This is a genomic window from Acidimicrobiia bacterium, assembly GCA_041394025.1.
Classification (GTDB): Bacteria; Actinomycetota; Acidimicrobiia; order IMCC26256; family JAOSJL01; genus JAOSJL01.
The window spans coordinates 1,019,064-1,040,366 of record JAWKJA010000002.1; the positions used below are offsets into that span (position 1 = coordinate 1,019,064).

Genomic DNA, 21,303 nt, shown 5'->3' on the forward strand with positions numbered 1-21,303 from the left:
CCATCGGTCGGATGCGAATCAGGTAGCGAAGTTATATCATCACTCCCTACGCCCGGCGACCGGGCCGCGCGTGATCACGCCACCCGGGGGGGAATCCGATGGCTACGACGGCGGAGCCCGCATCCGACGACACACCGACGCGGCCGTCCGGGCCATCGCGCACCCCGGCCGCCGCTCGCGCGCTCGAAGGCAAGAAGGCCCGGCCGGTCCTGTTCTGGGCGGCACTCGGCACCTTCTTCGTCTGCCTCCAGTTCTACATCTACACACGGTGGATCGCGTCGAGCGACTTCACCCGTACCGACACGGGTCCCGACCCGCTGCCGACGGCCACACAGGTGTGGGTGGTCGGCTTCCAGGTTCTCTCGGTCGTCCTCGCGCTGGTGTTCGTCGTGTGGGTCGTGCGGCAGAGCCTGCGGGAACGCCGTCTCAGCTTCGACGCCATGCTCGTGATCGCATGGATGTCGCTCTACTGGCAGGACCCGCTGCTCAACTACTTCCGTCAGCAGTTCTTCTACAACTCCGGCATGATCAACTTCGGCTCGTGGACCGAGCAGATCCCTGGATGGATCAGCCCACAGGCGTCCCAGCTCCCCGAGCCGGTGCTGTTCGTCGGGGTCATCTACCTCTGGTTGGGTCCGCTCTCGGCGTTGATGGCATTCGGGATCATGAGGGCCGTCAAGCGTCGCAGACCCGAGACGTCGGTTTTCGCGCTCCTGGTCTCGGCCTGGGCCGTCCTGTTCTTCTGGGACATCCTGTGCGAGGTCATCTTCATCCGGACCGAGCTCTACGCCTACAACGGAGCCATTCACGGCCTGTCGATCTTCGGCGGGGAGAGGTACCAGTTCCCCGTGTACGAGGCGTTCTTCTGGCCGATGGTCTGGACGGCCATGGGAGCGATCCGCTTCTTCCGGGACGATCGGGGCCGGACCTTCCTCGACCGCGGCCTCGATCGTGTGAGGGCGAGTAGGAGGAACACGACCGGCCTGCGGCTCCTCGCCATCATCGGATTCGCCAACCTGGCGATGATCATCTACACGGTGCCGATCTGGTACTCGGGGATGCACGCCGGCCGTACGCCCGAGGGCTATCCGAGCTACCTCACGAACGAGATGTGCGGCGAGGGCACCGACTACGCCTGCACCGCGCCGGAGATCCCGATCCCGCTCCCCGGGTCGGGCAACGTGGACCCCGACGGTGGGCTCGTTCCGCCGTCGTGATAGACCGACGCTCAATCAGTTAGTACAGTCACACGATTCGCGACCGGAGCCCGCGGCCTCGGGGGGAGACGACATGCACCGTTCGATTCGATTGTTGGTTGTTGTCGTCGGCCTCGCACTCGCCGCCGCGGCATGCGAGAACGGCTCGTCGTCGGACAGCGGCAACGGTGGCGATTCGGTCGACACCGCCGACCTCACGGGCGCGCCCGTCAAGCTGCACGTCATCGTCGACGGCGGCGGCGACACGGGCCTCGAACTCAGCCGTGTGGGCGATGCCGCCCAGGTGGCTGCAGACGCCGTGAACGCCGATGGAGGCGTCCAGGACAGTCCCGTCGAGATCACGTTGTGCGAGGCCGGTTTCGACCCCAACGCCGCGGCCGGGTGCGCGCGGGATGCCGTCGACGACGGAGCCACGGCGGTCGTCGGGGCGTTCACGACGTCGGGTGACGCCTATGTCCCGCCACTCGAGGAGGCGGGAATCCCGACGGTCGCCCCCTTCGCCATCAGCTTCAGCGAGTTCAGCAGCGAGTTCTCGTACCCGATCATCGGCGGCGCCCCTGCCACCACGGCCGGGATGGGCGCGCAACTCGCCGACGGCGACGCCGAGAGGATCAACGTGAGCTTCCTCGACATCGCCGAGGGCGCTCAGGCGGGAGTACTCCTCCAGGAGGGGCTGACGCCCCGGGGCCTCGAGATCTTCTCCGAGACCCCCGTGCCCGTGGAGACACCCGACCTGTCGTCGGTCATCGCCGATGCGACCGACGGATCCGACTCGGTGGCCCTCGTCCTGAGCGAGGACGACGCTCCGCGCTGGATCCAACAGGCGAGCGAACAGGGTGTCGACCAGACGATCGCGTCGACCTCGGCGGCGATCACCCCGGATGCGGCATCGACGCTCGGTGCCTCGGCTGAAGGTGTGCTGGTGACGTCGAACTTCATCCCGATCACCGAGAGCGATGACCCCGGCGTGGAGAACTTCCTCGCCGAGGTCGACGAGTACGACTCCGATCTCGTGATCGACGACGGCTCGATGAACGGCTGGGCCGGCGTCCACGTCATCGCCGATGTCCTCGCTGACGCCACGGGTGACGTCTCCGACCCCGCAACGCTCATCTCGGCGCTCGGTACGGCGACGAACGTGGAGACCGGCATCACGCCGCCGCTCGACTTCGCCACACCTCCCGAACCGATCTTCGGCGGCGCCATCTCGAGGCTGTTCAACCCCGACGTCCTGTACGCCGTGATCGAAGGTGGGGAGATCGTCCTCACGACCGACGAGCCCGAGTTCATCAACCCGTTCGTGGCCCCGTAGGGCCGGACGGGGCCTCCCGACCCACGAGCCCCACGCCCTTCCATGACCACACGACAGGAACAGAGGTAGGCACGCGTGGAAGAGCCCCTCAGATTCGCGTTGCTGGGCCTCGGCGCGGGTGCCGTGTACACACTGGCCGCACAGGGCATCGTCCTCGTCTACCGCGGGTCGGGGATCCTCAACTTCGCCCAGGGCGCCATCGGGATGGTCGGCGCTTTCCTGTTCTTCGAGCTCCGCGACGAACGTGGATGGGAATGGAAGCTCGCGTTCCTCGTGTCCGTTCTGGCATGCGCCGCGATCGGGGCCGCCATCCAGTTCCTCGTCATGCACAACCTGCGGCGGGCCTCGGCCATCTCCCGCCTCATCGCCACTCTGGGGCTCCTGGTACTCCTCCAGGCTTTCGTGGTGCGGTACTTCGGCGCCGAGAACCGCCTCGTGTCCGGCATCCTGCCCACCGACACGGTCGAGATCTTCGGGACCACGATCTCTCGGGACCGGCTGATCCTTGCCACCGTCGCCATCGTCGTGTCGATCGCACTGTTCCTCATCTACCGGTACACGCGGTTCGGGCTCGCCACGTCCGCGGTGGCGGAGAACCAGGTCGCGACGGCGGCCCTGGGGCGCTCCCCCAATCTCATCGCTGCCGTGAACTGGACGGCCGCCGGAGTTCTCGCCGGGGTCGCGGCGATCCTCTTCGCGCCGCTCATCGGCCTCAATCCCGGCCTGTTCACGCTGCTCGTGATCCCAGCCCTGGCGGCCGCGCTGGTCGGCGGCTTCACGTCCTTCTCGCTCACCGCCGTCGCCGGCTTCGCCATCGGAATCGCCGAGTCGGAGATGGCGCGCTACATCGACACGCCCGGGTGGTCGAAGTCGGTTCCGTTCCTCGTGATCATCGCCGTGCTCGTGATCCGCGGGCGCGGCCTCCCCCTGCGCAGCGAGCGGGCAGAGAAACCACCTCTTCTCGGTGACGGGCGCGTCAACCCGTGGTTCGTGAGCGGCGCCGTGGTCGTGGGCCTCGCTCTCGTGATGTTCGTCTTCGACGACGACTGGATCTCGGCGTTCACGACGAGCGGCATCTTCGCGATCGTCGCCCTGTCGCTCGTGGTCGTCACCGGCTATGCCGGACAGCTCTCGTTGGCACAGATGGCCCTCGCCGGGATGGGGGCCTGGTTCTCGGGTCGGCTGATCGACAACTACGGGATCTCCTTCGAACTGGCAATCCTGGCCGGGATCGCTCTCTGCGTCCCCGTCGGCCTGGCTGTGGCGCTACCCGCCCTTCGCACGCGCGGCGTCAACCTCGCCGTGGCGACCCTCGGACTGGCGCTGGTGATCGAGCGGCTGATCCTCCTGAATCCCGAGCTCACCGGGAAGTTCGAGGGCACCCAGATCGGCGATGTGACGCTGCTCGGAATCGACGTCAGCTCCGTTCGGCATCCGGAGCGCTACGCCGTCGTCGTCATGCTCTTCTTCCTGGTGGCAGCGCTCCTCGTCGCCAACCTGCGCCGCGGCCGCGCCGGACGTCGACTGATCGCCGTGCGCACGAACGAACGTGCCGCGGCAGCACTGGGAATCAGCGTGTTCGGCGCCAAGCTCGTGGCCTTCGCCATCGCCGCAGCCATCGCCGCCGTCGGCGGCATCCTCATCGCGTTCCGGAATCCGACGGTCGTCTTCACGCCGTTCACGGTCTTCGCATCCATCGATGCGGTCGTCTTCACGGTCATCGGGGGAATCGGCTTCATCCTCGGGCCGCTGCTGGGCTCCACGCTCTCGCCCGGGGGGATCGGCGAGCAGGTCTTCGCCTTTCTGGGCGAGGACGTGGAGACGATCTTCCAGCTCTTCGCCGGCGCTCTGCTCATATCCATCCTGCTCCAGGAGCCCAACGGGCTGGTGCCTCTCAACAAGCGTCAGATGGGTTCCCTCCTGAGGCGGCTCAGGATCATCGGACCACCCCGAGTGCCCGACGCACGGCCGCTGCCGACCACCGGGCGCGACCCGGTCACCCCCCGAACGCTCGAGGTGCGCGACCTGACCGTCCGTTTCGGCGGGGTCGTGGCCCTCGACGCCGTGTCCCTGGCCGTTCGGCCGGGTGAGGTCGTGGGGCTCATCGGCCCCAACGGGGCCGGAAAGACGACACTCGTCGACGCCGCCACCGGATTCGTGAAACCTGCCGACGGAAGGGTGACCCTCGACGGGGAGTCGATCGCACGCTGGACCGCGCGCAAGCGCTCCCGCGCCGGCATCGGTCGCTCCTTCCAATCGCTCGAGCTCTTCGAGGACATGACGGTTCGCGACAATCTCCGCACGGGTTCCGACCGCAAGGACCCGTGGGCGTACCTGACCGACCTCGTCTGGCCCGGGGACCCGGCCCTCAGCCCGACGGCGGTGGCGGCGGTACGCGAGTTCGGACTGGAGGACGATCTGGAGCGCAAGCCCGGCGAACTGCCCTACGGACGGCGGCGGCTGGTCGGCATCGCGCGCACTGTCGCGACAGCGCCGTCGGTGCTCCTGCTCGACGAGCCCGCCGCCGGCCTCGACGAGAACGAGACCGATGAACTGAGCGACCTCATCCGGCGTCTCGCCGACGACTGGGGCCTCGCCGTGCTCCTCATCGAGCACGACGTCGGGATGGTCATGCGCACCTGTGACCGCGTCGTCGCACTCGACTTCGGCGAGAAGATAGCGGAGGGAACACCCGACGAGATCCGCAGCGACGACGCCGTCGTCATTGCCTACCTCGGAGACTTCGACACCGACACGGCGAACGCTCCATGAGCACACTGATCGCGGCGCGGAAGATGTCGGCCGGCTACGGGAGTCTCGCCGCCGTACGCGACCTCGACCTCCACGTCGACGAGGGCGAGGTGGTGGCCCTGCTCGGTCCCAACGGCGCCGGCAAGACGACGACGATCATGACGCTCGCCGGTGTGCAGCAGCCCCTGTCGGGCACGGTCGAACTGTACGGCGAGGCGACCCGGAAGCCGCTGCACCACCGGGCCCGCCGGGGGCTGGCGCTCGTCCCCGAAGAGCGGTCCGTGTTCATGCAGTTGTCGGCCGGCGGAAACCTCCGACTCGGCCGGGGTGCGGTCGCCGACGCCCTCGACCTGTTTCCCGAGCTCGAGCCCCTGTTGCGGCGCAAGGCGGGCCTCCTGTCGGGAGGTGAGCAGCAGATCCTGACACTCGCCCGTGCCCTCGCGTCCGAACCCCGTATCCTCCTGGCCGACGAGCTCTCCCTCGGTCTGGCACCGCTCGTGGTGCGACGCCTCATGGCGGAGGTCCGGGCCGCGGCCGACCACGGCGTGGGGGTGCTCCTCGTGGAGCAGCATGCCCGGCAGGCTCTCGAAGTTGCCGACCGCGCGTGCGTCATGCGGCGAGGACGGATCGAGCTCCAGGGATCGGCGCACGAGCTCGCGGAGCAGATCGGCGACATCGAGCAGTCGTACCTCGCCGGCCCCGAGGTCGACGACACCGGCTCGAAGCGCTGACGCGAGGCGGTGCGTCTAGGGGCCGGGTAGCTCGAGGTCGTAGAGCGCCGGCCCGAACAGGTCCTTCCCGGGTTGCGCGGGATCGATCCCACGTTCCTCTCCCGCGTCAGCGGTCATCTCGAGCACCGCCGCCAACGCCTGGAGCCCGGCCACGGGCCCCTGGCCGGTGAGGCGCACCCGCCCCCGTGGAATCCGGTCCGGCACGAGGTCGACGGTCCGGTCAGCCAACGACCTGTCGATCTCGGACTCGAGCGTCACCATCCCGGTTCGCGCTCCCTGCCTCTCGAGCCAGAGGTAGCGACCGTGGGCGAGATCGCGGAAGTCGCAGCGTGACACCGTTCCGAGTGCCGCTTCAGTGAAATTCGACTCGAGGCCCGACGCTGCAGCGGAACCTTCGGCGCCGTGGAGAGCGACGAGGACCTCCCTGCCCCACAACTCCCCCAGCGACGCGATGTCGCCCCGTACGGGTCCTATCAGGTCTTCGTAGCGCCGGGGCAGGTCGGCACCGACGGCCTTGGCCGTGATGACCGACGGCACGAGTTGCGATGCACACGCAACGAAGCTCTCCTCCCCGTATCGGTCGAGGAGGATCAGCGACTCGCCGGCGGAGCGTACGGCGTGCGCGAGCTCGCTGTCGGGCTCGCCGCACAGGACGACGACTTCCGTGCCGACCCACGTCGCGACTCGCTCCCAGGCCGCGAGGATGTCGGTGTTGGATCCCGCGGCACTGACGAGGACCACGCGGGTCCCGCGCGGTGGCGGCGGGCTCCGGACGACTCCGAGGGGCGAGAGAGGCGCCGTGACGGCGCCCGACGCCAGCCGATGGATGTCCGCGATGTAGCGGGCGACGGTGCCCGAGCCCCCGGAGCCGACGGCCAGCAGGGGCCACGGCGCCGGACGGAGCACACGGTCGTCGACATCGGCCGCGAGAGCCACGGCGTATGCCTCGGAGAGGGTTGCCAGTTCGTCGCGGTACGAACGCATCAGTGAACCGGGTGGCTCGTGAGTGTCATCCCATCCGCGCGAGCGCGTCGCGCGCTGCGGTCTGTCCGGTCTCGAAGGCGTATTCCGTCGCCGGGCCGGCCAGGTAGTCGCCGGCGAAGCTGATACCGGACAGCGGCTTCAGGTGGACGAACTCGCCGAGATCCCTGCAGTAGCCGGTGGGGAACGCGGGAATGCCCTCCCGAAATCCCACCTGCTTCCACTCGGTCGTCGTCGATTCGATGTTCGGCCAGTAGCGTTCCAGAGCGTCGATCTTGGCGCGGTACTTGGCGTCGCCGCTCCAGTCGAGCATCTGACGGGCGAACTGGTACTTGCAGAGGATCGTGAACATCCAGTCGTCGGGGTTCGTCGGGTACTCGTGCCAACCGGCGCGGGCGATGTCGCGGTCTTCCTTGCGCGGGAAGTACACCATTCCCTCGAGGCCCGCGGGGGGCTCGGGCATCTTCAGCGTGAGCCAGTCGGCAGGCACGTAGGTGACCCTCCGGAAGAACCGACGCCGCGGCTCGTCGAGACCGTTCACGAAGTCGAGGACCCGGGTACCGGGCACGGCCACGATCACATGGTCGGCGTCGATGGTCTTCGACTCCCCACCCTGCTCGTAGTTCACGGTCATCGGTGGATCGCCGACATCCAGTCGCGTCGCCGATGCGCCCGTCCGGACGTCCAGGGTTGCTGCCAGAGCACGCGTGACCTGGCCCATCCCCTCTTCGAAAGTGAGCAGCTCGACCTGCTTGTGACTCGTGAAGAGGTGGAGAAAGAATCCCTTCCCGAGCTGTGACGGATCCCAGCTGGCCTGTCCGGCGAGCATCGGCTCCGCGGCGAACTCGAGGAACTCGGGAGCGATACGCCCCAACCACGTGTCGATCGACTCCGTGTCGGCCCACGCTGCCAGCCAGGGCTCACGCTTGTGGTCGGGGTTGATGCGGGTCTGCTTGAGGAGCGCGGGGATGATCGCCGCCATGCGGGCCCGGCCCATCCAGGAGATGGCGCCGAACTTCAGGTAGGAGGTGGGGTCCATCGAGTCGACCTCGTAGATCTCGCCCCCCTTGTAGACGCGCGTGGTCATGTGCTCGTTGCCGTGATGGGGGATCTCCTTCACGCCGAGCTCCCGCGCGGCCGCACGCATCTCCACGGAGTCGCCCGTCGTCTCACCGGCACCCCGGTCGATCCAGGTGTCACCCCACTTGAAGGAGCGCATCCGGCCGCCCGCTTCCTCCTCTTTCTCCAGAACCACGACGTCGATGCCCTGATTCCGGAGCGCCCACGCCGCCCCCAGACCGGCGATCCCGCCCCCGATGACCACCACCCGTGCCATGGGGCCCCTCAAACCTCTAGCGAATACGACTGATTGTACGCTATCGTCTCACGGCGGTCGCGTGCAGGTGACACGCGGCGAATCGAGACCCGGGGAGATGACCCGATGCGACGGTCCACGTTGTTGCGGTGGTTGGGAGTTGCCGTGGTCCTCACGCTTGCGGCTGCGGCGTGCGACAGTGACGGTGACTCCTCGGAGACGTCCAGCAATGAGCCACCTCCCGAGCTCACCGGCGATCCCATCACGGTCGTCCAGATCGCCACCTACGAGCCACCGGCCGGTTCGACCGGTGGGAGCCCCGAGGCCGAGGTGGGCGCCCAGGCCGCGGCGAAGGCCATCAACGACGCCGGCGGCGTGAACGGAAGCCCGATCGAGGTCATCGGCTGCGACGAGAAGCAGGACCCGAACGAGACGGCGGCATGCGCCCGCATGGCGGCCGACGAGGGTGCCGTGGCGGTGGTGGGTGCCTTCACGACCTTCGACGTGAACTACATGCCTGTACTCGCCGAGGCGGGCATCCCGTCGGTCGGTAACTTCGCCATCGGCTTCGAGGACTTCGCCAACGAGTACTCCTTCCCGATCACCGGTGGCGCTCCCTCCGGCATCGCAGGACAGGCGGCGATCCTGGCCGACGAAGCGGGCGCCGAGAAGATCGATGCCGTGTTCCTCGAGATCGAAGCCGGTGAGATCGCCGTGGACTTCGCCGACGCCGCCCTGGAGCCGCGTGGCCTCGCTGTCGACAACAGGATCCCCTGGCCTCCCGGCACGACCGACCCGGCACCCATCGTGGCCGCGGCGGAGTCGAACGACCCCGACGGGATCGTCATCGCCCTCGCTCAGGGCGACGCCTCCCGCTACATCGAGGGGTCCTTCCTCGGAGGCTCCGACACGGCCCTCGGGATCAACGGCGCCTCACTGACCCAGGACGACATCGAGCAGCTCGGAGATGCGTCGAACGGCCTGTACTTCGCCGGCACGTACCTCCCGTCCACATCGGACGACCCGGCAGTGCAGGACTTCAACCATGACATGGACGCCATCGACGAGAACGTCGCCAAGAACGACGTGTCGATGAACTCCTATGCCTCGGTGAAGCTCGTCGCCCAGGTGGCCGAGGGCATCACCGGCCCCGTCACCGCGGCGTCCCTCTTCGGGGCGTTGAACGGCACGGGCGAGGTCGATCTCGGCCTCGTGGCACCGTTCTCCTACCAGGAACCCGACAACACACTGTTCCCCGGCGTGATCACGCGGATCTTCAACCCCGACGTCATGTACATGCGCGTGGAGGACGGCGAGATCACACCCATCACGGGCGACTGGGTCAACCCCACCACGCCGCCTTCCGGTTGATCACGGGGTGACGTCGGCGCCCAGCCTGCGGGACGCGGGAAAGGTCTACGTCGAGGTCGGTCTCAACGAGGTTGCGTCGAAGGATCGCAACGCCAACATCCCGTACGGCCCCGACGAAGTGGCGGCGGACGCGATCGCGTGCGCGCAGGCCGGCGCATCCGTGATCCACTTCCACGCCCGCCACGGCGACGGTACGCAGGCGTGGACCGACGACGGTGTCTACCGGCGGGCGATGGAGCTCATCGCCGAGGAGGCGGACCTCGTCACCTACCCCACCTATCCGCCCCGCGTCGACCGGGAGGAGCGGTACCGCCACCTGTGGGCGCTGGCCGACGAGCCCTCGACGGCCCCGCTGGAGCTGGCGCCGATCGACATCGGCTCGCGCAACGTGTCGTTGTGGGAGCCAGACAAGCAGCGGTTCGCGCCCCTCGGGATCCTGCCGGCCGAGAGCCAGGTGGCGCTCAACCCTCCCGACGAGATCGAGTGGGTCATCGCCCGGGCCGCCGAGCGTGGACTGCATCCCACGCTGGGCGTCTTCGACATGACGTATCTTCGGTACTCGATCCACGCGCTCTGGGCGGGCCTGCTGAAACCTCCTCTGCTCCTCAAGTGGTTCCTGTCGGAACGGTGGGTCGGCGGCACGTTCCCCACCCCCGCGGGACTCGACGCCTACCTTTCCCAGGTTCCCGACGGCGTGGATCACGAGGGGCTCGTGGTGCCCTACGCGATGTCGAAAGCCGACGACGTCGAAACCCTGTGGAGGCACGGCCTCGAGCGCGGTCAGAACATCCGCGTCGGTATCGGCGACAACCCGGAGGCCTTTGCCACATCCACGAACACCGAGCTCGTGGAACGCGCCGTGGAGCTCATCGCCGGTTACGGCCTGAGACCGGCGACGGCCGACGACGTCAGGAACCGCCTCGGCCTCCGGGTTTGATGCGTCAGTGAACGTCGGTCACGTAGGCGTCGACCATCTCGAGGAGTCCGGTCTCCAGACCGGGATCGTCGGTCAGGGGCCCGGTGACGGCGGCGGTAGCCGCCTCGCGTGGCGGTACACCGGCCGCGATCAGCCGACCCGCCGCGATGAGCACCCGGGTGGAAGCCACCTCCCGTAGACCGCTGCTCTCGAGCTTCCGGATGGCCTGCGCCAGTGCCACGAGCTCGGCCGGCCGGGTGCCGTCGAGGCCCGTCTCGTGCGCGACGACCTTCTCCTCCACCTCGGGCGGCGGGAAGCCCAGCTCGATGGAGATCATGCGCTGGCGTGTCGAGTCCTTGAGATCCTTCAGGACGCTCTGGTAGCCGGGGTTGTAGCTGACCACGAGCCCGAAGCCGTCGGCCGCACGCAGCGTCTCCCCCCGTCGCTCGAGCGGCAGCTCCCGACGGTGGTCTGCGAGGGGATGCAGCACGACGGTGGTGTCCTGGCGGGCCTCGACGATCTCGTCGAGGTAGCAGATCGACCCCGACCGGACGGCGGTCGTGAGTGGGCCGTCGACCCACTCGGTGTCCCCACCCTTGAGCAGGAAACGACCGACCAGGTCGGCGGCCGTGAGATCCTCGTGGCAGGCGACCGTGATCAACGGGCGACCCACATCATGCGCCATCGCTTCGATGAACCGCGTCTTGCCGCATCCGGTGGGACCCTTGAGCAGGATGGTCAAACCCTGTTCGTGGGCGGCCACGAAGATGCGCTCCTCGTTTCCCACGGGCTCGTAGTAGGGGCGTCCGGGCACGTCAGGCGCCTTTCTCGACGACACGGATCGTGCCGGTGTCGCCGTCGACCTCCACAGTCTGGCCGTCGTGCAACACGCGCGTGGCGTTCTCGGTGCCGACAACGCACGGCACGCCGAACTCCCGGGCCACGACGGCCGGATGCGACAGAACGCCCCCCACGTCAGTCACGACGGCCCCCGCGAAGGCGAAGAGCGGGGTCCAGCCGGTGTCGGTGATGTGGGCGACGAGGACGTCGCCCGGGTCGAGATCGTCACTGACGTCGGTGAGAATGCGGACCCGACCTCGCACCGTTCCCGGTGACGCCGGTATTCCGCTCACGGCGGAGCCCTCAGCCGTGTCGGGATCGTCGGATTCGTCGACCCCGGCCGCGTCGGTGTCCCAGATGCCGGTGAAGTGATTGGGCATCCTCAGCGCGGCGAGCCGCTTCCGCTCCTCGCGTCGGCGGGCGATGGTGTCGGCGCCGACCGCCGTGGACGCGAGCAGCTCCCGGTACGACAGGTAGAAGACGTCCGATGGGTCGACGAGGGCGCCGAGAGCCACCAGCCTCCGGGCGCGCTCCCGAACAGCACGTCGCAATCCATGGGTGAGTCGGACGATCGGGTCACGGGCCTGCTCGCGCTGACGCATGGCGTTGTTCATCATCCGTGCGGCGATCCGTTCCCGTAGTGCGCGCCGAGTCGCGGGCGGCGTGGAGGCAGGGGTCGGCGCTTTGACAGCCTTGATGACCGAATCGAGGAGGAGAACCGGCCGATCCGAGAACATTTCGTTCTCGAGCTCGGTCTCGCCGGGTCCACGGTGTCCGTAGCGTTCGACCAGGTCCTCGAACCACGTAGCGAACTCGCTGAGGCCGTCGACGGGTTCGCCGTCGTCTCCTGCACCACCCGTCGGGCGGTCTCCGGGTCGGATGGCTGCCAGCACCTCCTCCGGTGAGCGTGTCGTGAGGAACGAGCCGAGCTGCCGACACCGGGCTGCCAGGTCTGCGAGTCGCCTCACACCGACCAGGGCACCGGCACTCTGGAGGTCGTCGACCCCGCCGCGCTCGAGGTCGAACGCCTCGACACCCGAGATCTTCTCCGCCGCCGACTGTGCGCCGGCGGCGATCATGTTGGAGATGCACGCCACGTTCCAGGCCTGGCACAGCTCGTCGTGCAGGAGCTCGATGTGGGCGAGGAGCTCGGCATCCTCTTTGGCGCCCAACTCGTCGGGCGATGCGGGAAGCGTCGCGGCCTCGCGTTCGGAACGTCCGATCTCCCCTCGGAACCCCAGCAGCTTCGGGCCCGTGTGCGCCAACAGACGCAACGAGTCGAGTGCCTCCGACAGAGACATCGACGACGCCTCCCGGTTCGCGTGGTGGATACCCAGGAACTGCTCGTCGATGTCCTCGGGCGACATACCCGGCATCGCGGCGGCCATCTCGCGAACGACCGAGACGTTGGCGTAGATCCTGTGACCGAAGCTTCCGGCGCCCCGACCGCGCTGGGCATGCGCGATCTCGTCTCTCAGGTCGAGGAAGTCGACCATGCCGTCGCTCGCGGCGAGCATGGCGTCGAGAGAAACCGACAGCGACAGCGGTGTCATCGGGCCCGGAAACGCCTCGGAAAGGTTGGTGGCCGAGTAGGTGGGATACGTCGGGTCGATCGGGCTGTCGAACTCACCTCTGAGCTCTGCGGGTGCCGCGTCGGCCAGCCCGGCGTCGGTCGACGCATCCGATCCATCCGGACCGTCATACGGAGGAAGATCGCGTGGAGGGTTCGTATCGACGTACGCAAGGCGCCAGGGGAGGTCGATGCGGTGAGGACCGATGTAGACGGTACGCGAGAGCACCCGGGCCAGGTCTTCGAGAGCCTCGCGCCCGGTCCACGCGCACTGGAAATCCCACTCCTCCCGCAGCCGCTTGTCGTCGAGCACGGGCATCCACCGGTACCCGGCGAGTGACGGAGGGTCCATCTCGATCAGGTTGTACTTCCAACCGATTTCGACCACCCGCTGCATCGCGGACAGCGGAATCTCAACGACCTTCTTGCCCAGAATCCCTGCTATCTCGGGAATGGTCATCCCGCCGTCGGGCGGCGCCACGTTCACGACCCCGGTGCGGTCGCTCAAGATCGCCTCGGCGTGGAACCGGCCGATGTCCTCGTCGTGCATGAACTGCCAGACCGGCGTTTCTCCTTTCGCCGACATCAGAACGGGAGTGGCGAACATGCGGAACTCGTAGTTGTCGAGATGTCGACCTGCGGCCGGTGAGCTGCGGGTCACGACGGACGGGACACCTGCGTCGGCGATGAGTCCCTCCACCTCGGCCTTGTGCGCCGCGTAGTAGATGTCAGGTGCCGGGCGAAGCGGATCCGACTCGGTGAACACGGGCGGGTTGTCGGGATGGGATCCGTAGACCGTGGCCGACGACGAGAACACGATGCGGGGGCAGCCTGTTGCCTCCATGGCCCGCAGCACGTTGGTGCTCCCACCGATGTTGACGTCGCGGGTCTCCTCCTCGGTGCGAAGCGGCGTGACAGCCCATGCCAGGTGCACGACCACATCGGCGCCGACCATTGCCTTCTCGACGGCCTCGGTGTCACGGATGTCGGCGCTGACGAACTCCACTCCGGGGACGGTGACATCGCGTCGCGCCATGGCCACGACGTCCACGCCTTCCCGGACGAGACGCGTGCAGATGTCACGGCCGAAGACGCCGCTGGCACCCGTGACGAGGACCCTCATGGACGGATCGGTCCGGTGTCCACGTGGCTACTTCTCTCCTGCCGTGTCGGCCAGTGCCTCGAGGCGTTCGACCGTGTCGGCGAACCCCTCGATGAGTTCCAGCATCACTCGCCGGGCGGGCTTCACGGAATTCATACTGCCCACGACCTGACCCACGAAGTAGTTGGCGAGCTTCTCGGCGCCCGAACCCGGTGTCGTCGAGGCACGGGCGATGCGAGCGCGTGCATCGTCGACCAGCATCGGCTGGAGCGGCATCGGTAGAGGGCCGGGCGACTCATCAGACTCCCACTCGTCGGTCCACGCGGTGCGCAGCTGCCGGGCCGGCTTGCCGGTGATGGACCGCGAACGCACGGTGTCACCACTCCCGGCTGCGAGGAACTTGTCCTTGACGACCGGGTGGGTCTCGGCCTCCTCGGTGGTCAGCCAGACCGAGCCGGTCCACACTCCCTCGGCACCCAGTGCCAGGGCCGCAGCAACCTGCCGGCCGTCGCCGATGCCACCGGCCGCGAGCACCGGGACGGGGGCCACCTCGTCGACGACCTCGGGAACGAGGACCATCGTCGAGATCGTTCCCGTGTGCCCACCGGCCTCGTATCCCTGGGCGACGATGATGTCGGCACCGACCTGGGCGTTGCGCGCGGCATGCGCCCGGGTCCCGGCAAGTGCGGCGACCGGGATGTCGCGTGCGTGCGCCTCCTCGATCATCATCGGTGGCGGTGGGCCGAGGGCGTTGGCGATCAGACGGATCGGGTGTGCGAAGGCGATGTCGGCCAGTTGTCCCACCCGCTCGTGGGCGACAGTCATCTTCGCGAAGCTCTGCTCGACGACACCCTCGGGTATCTCCGGCACCTCGTAGCGCTCGAGGAGATCGCCGAGAAACGCCCGGTGCTCATCGGGAATCAGCTCCGCGAGGGCCGTCGGGTCGAGGTCGGATTCGTCGCCCACGTAGCTGGCGGGGAAGAGCAGGTCGACGCCGAACGGTCGGCCCCCGACCTCACCCTCGATCCAGTCGAGCTCCACCTCCAGCTCCTCGGGAGTGAGAGCGGTGGCACCGAGAACGCCCATGCCACCGGCGTTGGTGACCGCCGCCACCACGTCACGGCAGTGGCTGAACGCCAGGATCGGGAACTCGATACCCAGCATGTCGCGGACTGTCGTGTTCACGGTGCCTCCCGGGGGAATCGCGATAAGTCTAAATGATTATGCTGCTTCCATCTCAGGCACGAAACGGAGCCGCGACCCCATGACCGACCCCCGCAGCCTCACCCTCGGCGACGTCCTGCGCGAGCACCGTCGGAGCCGCCCAGGGAAGACAGCCACCGTCGACGGGGATGTGCGGCACACATGGCCCGAGCTCGACGACCGCGTCAACCGGCTCGCCAACGCCCTGAACGCCGACGGCTTCGCTGCGGGAGACCGGATCCTGTGGCTGGCGCAGAACTCGTCGCGTCTTCTCGAAGCGCTCCTCGCTACCGCGAAGCTCGGCGGGATCTGCTGTCCGGTCAACTGGCGCCAGTCCCCCGAGGAGCTGACCTTCGTGATCGACGACGTAGAGGCTCACACGGTCCTGTGGCAGGAGGCAGAGATCGGCGACTCCGTGCGTGTGGGTCGTGAGCGCGCGTCGTCATCGTCACGCTGGGTACAGCTGGACTCTGCCACCGATCCGAACTCAGACGAGTACGAGGCTCTCCTGGGCGACGCGTCTCCGACTGACCCGGACCTCGACGTCGACCCAGCCACCCCCGTTCTCGACGTCTACACAGCGGCGTTCGAGGGACGGCCCAACGGCGCCCTGCTCGACCACACGGCCATCGTGACCCAGAGTGTGCTCATGGCGATGCTCCAGGGCGTCGACCACGAGTACCGGTATCTCAACTGCGGGCCGATGTTCCACGTCGGTACGCTCATGCTCACCCTCGCCACCTTCCAGATGGGTGGTGTGAACGTCTTCACCCCGCGTGTCGACGCGGAGGAGCTCTGCCGTCTCATCGACTCCGAGCGGTGCACCGGGGCCTTCCTGCGCCCGCCGACGATCGCCCAGATCGTGGAGGTCAACGCCGATCGACGCTACGACCTCTCGTCGCTGCGGGCCAATCCCGGTCCGGACGCCTGGAACGAGATGGTCACCCTCGACACATCACCGCGCGCCCGCCACCGTGGTGGCTACGGCCAGACCGAGGTCATGGGGCTCATCACGTTCGGGGCGCTCGGTCCCGGGACCGGCAACGCCGGACGTCCCTCACCCTTCGCTCAGGTCAGGATCGTGGATCCCGAGGGAAACGAGGTCGCCACCGGGGAGACCGGTGAGATCGTCGTGCGCGGCCTCACCGTCATGGTCGGTTACGACCGCCGGCCCGAGCTCAACGACCGCCGGCAGCGCGGTGGGTGGCACCACACGAACGACCTCGGTGTCCGCGAGGCCGACGGGACGATCCGCTTCGTCGGACCCATGACCCGGATCGTCAAGTCGGCGGCGGAGAACATCTACCCCGCCGAGGTCGAGGCGGCCCTGAAGCGCCACGACGCCGTGGCCGACGCAGCGATCATCGGTGTGCCCGATGAGAAGTGGGAGCAGAGTGTGAAGGCCATCATCGTTCTGGAGGATGGCAGGTCGGTCACCGCCGAGGACCTCATCGAACACTGTCGCTCGACGATCGCGTCGTACAAGAAGCCGCGCACGGTGGAGTTCGTCGACGCACTGCCGAAGCGGGGGAACGAGACCGACTACGACGCCCTCGACGCGCAGTTCGGCGGCGGCGGCTACCCCGGTGGGGACTGACCGTCGTCCACCACCCGCACGATCCCCGCATCGCCGTCGACCTCGACGATCTGGCCGTCGGTGAGCCGTCGCGTCGCGTCGGCGGCACCGACGACGCAGGGAATCCCGTACTCACGGGCGACGATCGCCGGGTGCGACATCAGCCCGCCCACATCCGTGACGACGGCAGATGCCATCGCGAAGAACGGAGTCCAACCGGTGTCCGTCACGTGGGTGACGAGGACGTCTCCGGGCTCGAGTTGATCGCCGGAGTCGACGATCCGCGCCGGTCCCTGGGCCCGCCCCGGCGCGGCTGCGATCCCGCGCACCTCACCGCACTCGGTTGACTCGTCGGGCTCGGGTGTCGCCGACCCTCCGAGCGCCGCCTCGGACCATGAGCGGGTGAACATCGACGGCATCGAATAGTCACGCAACCGTTCCCGCTCGGCGCGGCGACGTACGACACGGTCAGCTGCATCGGAGGGCGGGGTGAACGCCTCGTCGACCGCCAGGTACCAGATGTCGTCGGGCTCGGGGAGCGTCCCACCGGCTGCCAGGCGACGCCCCTGCTCACGCAGGGCCTTGCGCAACTCGTGTGTGAGGCGCACTGTGGTGTCCCGAATGTCCTCACGCATCGACAGGAGCGAGGTTGCCAGACGTTCAACCGCTCCCCGACGACCGGGCGACAGGGTCCCGCTCGATGGAGTGTCCGCCGTCTTCACGATCACGTCGAGAAGTCGGTCGGGGGTGTCGTCGAAGACATCGTTGGCCAGTTCGAGCTCACCCGGTCCACGGTGACCCACTTGCCGCCGCAACTCGGCGAACTCCCGGGCGAACCCGGGATCCCGGTCGTCGAGACGCTTCACGCGCTCCTCTGGTGGGGTGTCGTCCAACCAGCCTTTCAACGCGGGCGCTGCGCGGAGATGGTCGGCCAGCACTTCCACGCCTGCGATCGCGTTGGCACTGGCCAGACCGTCGTCGCCGACATGCAGCGCACCCACGGCCTCGGGGCCGCGGAGTCGCTCGACAGCGGACACGGCGGCACCGGCGACAGGGTTGGCGATGATGACGGCGGCCCAGCACTGGGCGAGCTCGTCGCGCAGCACGCCGACACGCGCCTCCAGTCCGGCATCGCTGAGCTCTTCGAGCACATCTGTGCCCACGACCAACGTGTCGACCCGCCCCGCCAACCGCCGTCCCTCACCGCGGAGCCCGATCACGGGCGGTGCCGTGCGCCCGACGATACGAAGCGCCGTGAGCACCTCGCGGGGAGTCATCGCGGGCCGCTCGAAGTCCTCCGGCACGGGAATTCCGAGGTACTGGCTGTCCATGTCCTCGGGCGTGATCCCCGGGAGCCCCTCGGTCGTCTCACGGGCGAGCGACACGTTGAGGTATATGTGGTGCCCGAACACGGACACCATGCGGACCGTCGCCTCGTGACGAACCTCGCCCGACATTCCCAGGAAGTCGACGAGATAGGTCTGACCCGCCCGTAGCGCGCTGATCGACACGGTCACCGACATCGGTGTGAGCGGCCCGGGAAACGCCTCCGACAGATTCGTGGCGGTGAAGACGTCGAAGTCGGGGTGAACCGCGTCGTCGAACTCCCCCGCCACCCCCTCGGGAGCCGCGGGAAGGAGGTCACCGCCGTCGAGACGCGGCCAGTTGCCCGGTGGTGGCTCCACCCACGGCAGACGCCGCCGCCGTGGAACTCGGTAACGACCCACGTAGGTGCTGCGCGTGAGGGAACGTGCGGCGTCACGGGCGGTCTCGGCGCTGGTCCACGCGCACCGGAAGCCCCATTCTTCGCGCAGACGCGTGGTGTCGACGACGGGCATGTACCGGAGCCCGTCGTAGGCAGCCGGATCCATCTCGGTGACACCCAACGCCGCCATCACCCCGACCATCCCGGTGGCGACACATTCGGGGAGCCGCGGCGTCGGCCGCTCGACAAGTTCGCCGAGCTCCTCGGGGCTCAGGACGTCATCGGCGGCCAGGTTGACCGTGCCGGTCCGGGGGGAGATGGCAGCCTCGGCGAGAAAGCGGCCGACGTCCTCCTGGTGGACGAGCTGCCAACGGTTCGTGTCACCCCGCACCGCAGGGAACACGGGTCCTGCAAACTGCTGTGTGACCGCGTTGTCGATTCCGCGCCCCAGTGTCGCCGCCACCCTCGCCACGACGGCGTCGACGTCTGCGGCAGCGATGAGATCCTCTACCTCCATCTTGTGGTGCGCGTACTCGAAGGCGGGATCAGGTCGCGGTTGGTCGTCTTCCCGGAAGGGCGCGGGATGGTGACGCGCACTCCCGTAGACGGTGACCGAAGAGGCGAACACCAGACGCCGGCAACCGGTGCTCTCCATGGCGGCCAGGACGTTCGCGCTCCCACCGACATTGATGTCACGGGTGTCGGCGGTCTCGCCGGCGGCACTCATCATCCAGGCCAGGTGCACAACGGCGTCGCATCCCAGGAGCGCTGACGCCACACTGGCGGCGTCGGCAACGTCCCCGGCGATGAAGCCGACTCCCGGCGGGAGGGACACCGGCTCGTGGCGTGCCAGAGCGACCGGATCGGCACCCAGCCGGGTGAGCCGACGGGCAACGGCGCGACCGAACGCCCCCGTTCCACCCGTTACCAGGACCCGCATCTCTTCTCCCGTCGTTGGTCGGCCGACCGTATCGCCTGCCGGAAGAGACGGCCGAGGTCGCCGCGTATCATGTCGACATCGGGCGCACGGGCGTGCGCCGACGTGCCGAAGACGCGTTGCAGCGCGGCGGCATCGGTCCGACCTCCGATCGACAGGCACAGGCAGCCGATTCCGTTGCGTCGCGCCTCGGCGAGCGCGCGACGGGCATCCGCCTCCCCGTAGGTTCCCTCGTACCCGTCGTCGTAGGCGAAGCCGTCCGAGAGGACGACGAGGAGGCGTTGCTCCGTCCCACCGTGTGTCTCGAGGAGGTGGGATCCATGGCGCACGGCGGCACCGAGACGCGTGTACGAACCCGGCTCGAGAACAGCGAGACGGCGGAGCGTCTCGGCACCGTAGTGGTCGTCGAAGGTCTTGACCCGCACCATGTGGACGGCGGAACGACCCCGGGACCGGAAGCCGTAGGCCGCCACGCGGTCTCCCAGACTCGCCAGTGCGTCGAGCAACCTGGCCGCGGCGGCACGCTGGTGGTCGTGGACCGAGCGGCCGGCGGGGCTGCGCTCCGCTCCCGACCCCGAGATGTCGAGGAGTACCAGGACCGACAGGTCGCGCCGGGTCCGCAGGTTCTCGAGGTACACGTCCTCGTCGATCTCCTGGGGCACGTCGACGTCACGGGCCGCAGCGTGACCGACGGCCAACTCCACCTGCCGGTCGACGACCGCGTCGAGATCCAGATCGTCGCCCTGCGGTCGACGCCGGTTTCGCTGCAAGCCGACGCCCAGGCGCGCCAGGCGCCTGCGCAGCACATCGTCGGACGCCGATCCGAGGTCGCGGGGAGGCCGGTCGTGCGGCGGCTCCACCTCCACGACGGTGCACCAGCCTGGCCTGTAGCGCCTCTTGTGAGCGTTCCACTCGGGGTACACGGCGTGCCCCGGGACGAGCGGCTGCTCGGCCACCGTGGGATCGACGGGGACGAGCGACACCACGGCGTGCTTGCCCCGCCGCGCGACCGCGCGGCCCCTGCCCGTGGGCAGTTCGGCACCCGCCGGGCCGGAGCCCTCCTCGCGTCCGAGCCCCAGCACCTTGTGGAGAAGCCTCGCCACCGGCCCCCGGCCACCGACCGGCGCGCTGAACTTCTCGGCCACCCTTCCCGGGTCCTGAGTCTCCTCGCTCTCGTCGAGATCGGGCAGGTCGTCGTCGCGTGGACTCCTCCGGAGATCTTGGCGGGTCGGGACCCCACCGTCGTCGCCGCGGTCGCGACGCAGCACACGGCGCGGGCGAATGGTCCCCCACTCCGGTGGTGGGTCGGGCACCGTCGGGTCGCCCAGCGCGGTCTCGAGTGACTCCTCGGGGCTCCGTGTGACGGGGATGCCCTCGGGCGTCGGGATTCGCACACCGGGAGGGAGTCCGCCCCCGGCCGCCAAGCGGCACGACTCGAGCGCCAGGTAGCGGCTCGTGACCCGGGGGTGCCCCGACAGGCGTTTCAGGATCGGGCGGTCCAGGGAGTGACCTCCCAGCAGTGCCGCCTGTGCCGCGACCTCCGCGCGGGTGCCCGGCCACCCGGCGGCAGGGTCGGGCGACACGAAGATCGTCGCTCCGTCGGTGAAGGGTGCCTCCCCCTCCCGATGGGGCGCGACCTCGACCGGGCGGCCGGCGAGCGCCGACGCCAGGAGCCGGTAGCGCTCGCTCTCGACCCCGGGCCGCGCTCGCTCGGGGATATCGTCGGTGTCGTCGGATACGGGCACACGATCTCCGGTGGCGCGGGTACGGGACCGA

General features: G+C 68.5%; 14 protein-coding genes. 7 read left to right on the plus strand and 7 right to left on the minus strand.

The window, feature by feature from the left end; translation table 11 throughout:
• Nucleotides 1-98: 98 nt before the first annotated feature.
• From R3A49_04755 to R3A49_04770, 4 genes are all read left to right on the plus strand, one after another.
• Nucleotides 99-1,217 carry a spirocyclase AveC family protein gene (locus tag R3A49_04755; GenBank protein ID MEZ5170041.1) on the plus strand — a complete coding sequence of 373 codons (1,119 nt, stop codon included), beginning with the start codon at nt 99-101 and terminating at the stop codon, nt 1,215-1,217.
• A gap of 73 nt (nt 1,218-1,290) precedes the next feature.
• A complete protein-coding gene (locus R3A49_04760; protein ID MEZ5170042.1) occupies nt 1,291-2,529 on the plus strand; it encodes an ABC transporter substrate-binding protein in 1,239 nt (412 codons plus the stop codon).
• Nucleotides 2,530-2,604: 75 nt separating this feature from the next.
• Nucleotides 2,605-5,301: a branched-chain amino acid ABC transporter permease/ATP-binding protein gene (locus tag R3A49_04765; GenBank protein MEZ5170043.1), complete on the plus strand. Its 2,697-nt coding sequence runs from the start codon at nt 2,605-2,607 to the stop codon at nt 5,299-5,301.
• A complete protein-coding gene (locus tag R3A49_04770) occupies nt 5,298-6,011 on the plus strand; it encodes an ABC transporter ATP-binding protein (protein MEZ5170044.1) in 714 nt (237 codons plus the stop codon). Before R3A49_04765 ends, R3A49_04770 begins: the two co-directional genes overlap by 4 nt.
• 15 nt (nt 6,012-6,026) lie before the next feature.
• Here the strand turns inward: R3A49_04770 and R3A49_04775 are convergent, their stop codons facing one another.
• Together R3A49_04775 and R3A49_04780 are read right to left on the minus strand one after the other, a co-directional pair.
• Entirely contained in the window at nt 6,027-6,995 is a 969-nt protein-coding gene (locus R3A49_04775; GenBank protein ID MEZ5170045.1) for a hypothetical protein, read from the minus strand.
• A 25-nt stretch (nt 6,996-7,020) separates the two neighbouring features.
• The gene (locus R3A49_04780) at nt 7,021-8,328 is read right to left on the minus strand and encodes an FAD-dependent oxidoreductase (GenBank protein MEZ5170046.1); all 1,308 of its coding nucleotides are present in this window, start codon (nt 8,326-8,328) and stop codon (nt 7,021-7,023) included.
• A 105-nt stretch (nt 8,329-8,433) separates the two neighbouring features.
• Between R3A49_04780 and R3A49_04785 the strand changes: the two genes are divergently transcribed.
• Both R3A49_04785 and R3A49_04790 read left to right on the plus strand, forming a co-directional pair.
• Nucleotides 8,434-9,678 (plus strand): ABC transporter substrate-binding protein, encoded by a 1,245-nt coding sequence (locus tag R3A49_04785; GenBank protein MEZ5170047.1) that lies wholly within the window; start codon nt 8,434-8,436, stop codon nt 9,676-9,678.
• A gap of 7 nt (nt 9,679-9,685) precedes the next feature.
• Nucleotides 9,686-10,615: a 3-keto-5-aminohexanoate cleavage protein gene (locus R3A49_04790; protein ID MEZ5170048.1), complete on the plus strand. Its 930-nt coding sequence runs from the start codon at nt 9,686-9,688 to the stop codon at nt 10,613-10,615.
• Between the two features lie 4 nt (nt 10,616-10,619).
• Here the strand turns inward: R3A49_04790 and R3A49_04795 are convergent, their stop codons facing one another.
• The 3 genes from R3A49_04795 to R3A49_04805 are packed head-to-tail and all read right to left on the minus strand — an operon-like array spanning nt 10,620 to nt 15,291.
• Nucleotides 10,620-11,408, minus strand: a complete 789-nt coding sequence (locus R3A49_04795; protein ID MEZ5170049.1) for a CbbQ/NirQ/NorQ/GpvN family protein — start codon at nt 11,406-11,408, stop codon at nt 10,620-10,622.
• Between the two features lies 1 nt (nt 11,409).
• Nucleotides 11,410-14,127, minus strand: coding sequence for an NAD-dependent epimerase/dehydratase family protein (locus R3A49_04800; protein MEZ5170050.1), 2,718 nt, complete (start codon nt 14,125-14,127; stop codon nt 11,410-11,412).
• A gap of 27 nt (nt 14,128-14,154) precedes the next feature.
• Nucleotides 14,155-15,291 (minus strand): nitronate monooxygenase family protein, encoded by a 1,137-nt coding sequence (locus tag R3A49_04805; protein ID MEZ5170051.1) that lies wholly within the window; start codon nt 15,289-15,291, stop codon nt 14,155-14,157.
• A 79-nt stretch (nt 15,292-15,370) separates the two neighbouring features.
• Here R3A49_04805 and R3A49_04810 point away from each other — a divergent pair, with 79 nt between their 5' ends.
• Nucleotides 15,371-16,906, plus strand: a complete 1,536-nt coding sequence (locus R3A49_04810; protein MEZ5170052.1) for an AMP-binding protein — start codon at nt 15,371-15,373, stop codon at nt 16,904-16,906.
• On the opposite strand, the gene R3A49_04815 is transcribed toward R3A49_04810, so the two are convergent.
• Both R3A49_04815 and R3A49_04820 read right to left on the minus strand, forming a co-directional pair.
• Entirely contained in the window at nt 16,888-19,530 is a 2,643-nt protein-coding gene (locus R3A49_04815) for a PEP-utilizing enzyme (protein MEZ5170053.1), read from the minus strand. The genes R3A49_04810 and R3A49_04815 overlap by 19 nt on opposite strands.
• Nucleotides 19,515-21,272 carry a nitric oxide reductase activation protein gene (locus tag R3A49_04820; protein ID MEZ5170054.1) on the minus strand — a complete coding sequence of 586 codons (1,758 nt, stop codon included), beginning with the start codon at nt 21,270-21,272 and terminating at the stop codon, nt 19,515-19,517. Before R3A49_04820 ends, R3A49_04815 begins: the two co-directional genes overlap by 16 nt.
• Nucleotides 21,273-21,303 lie beyond the last annotated feature (31 nt).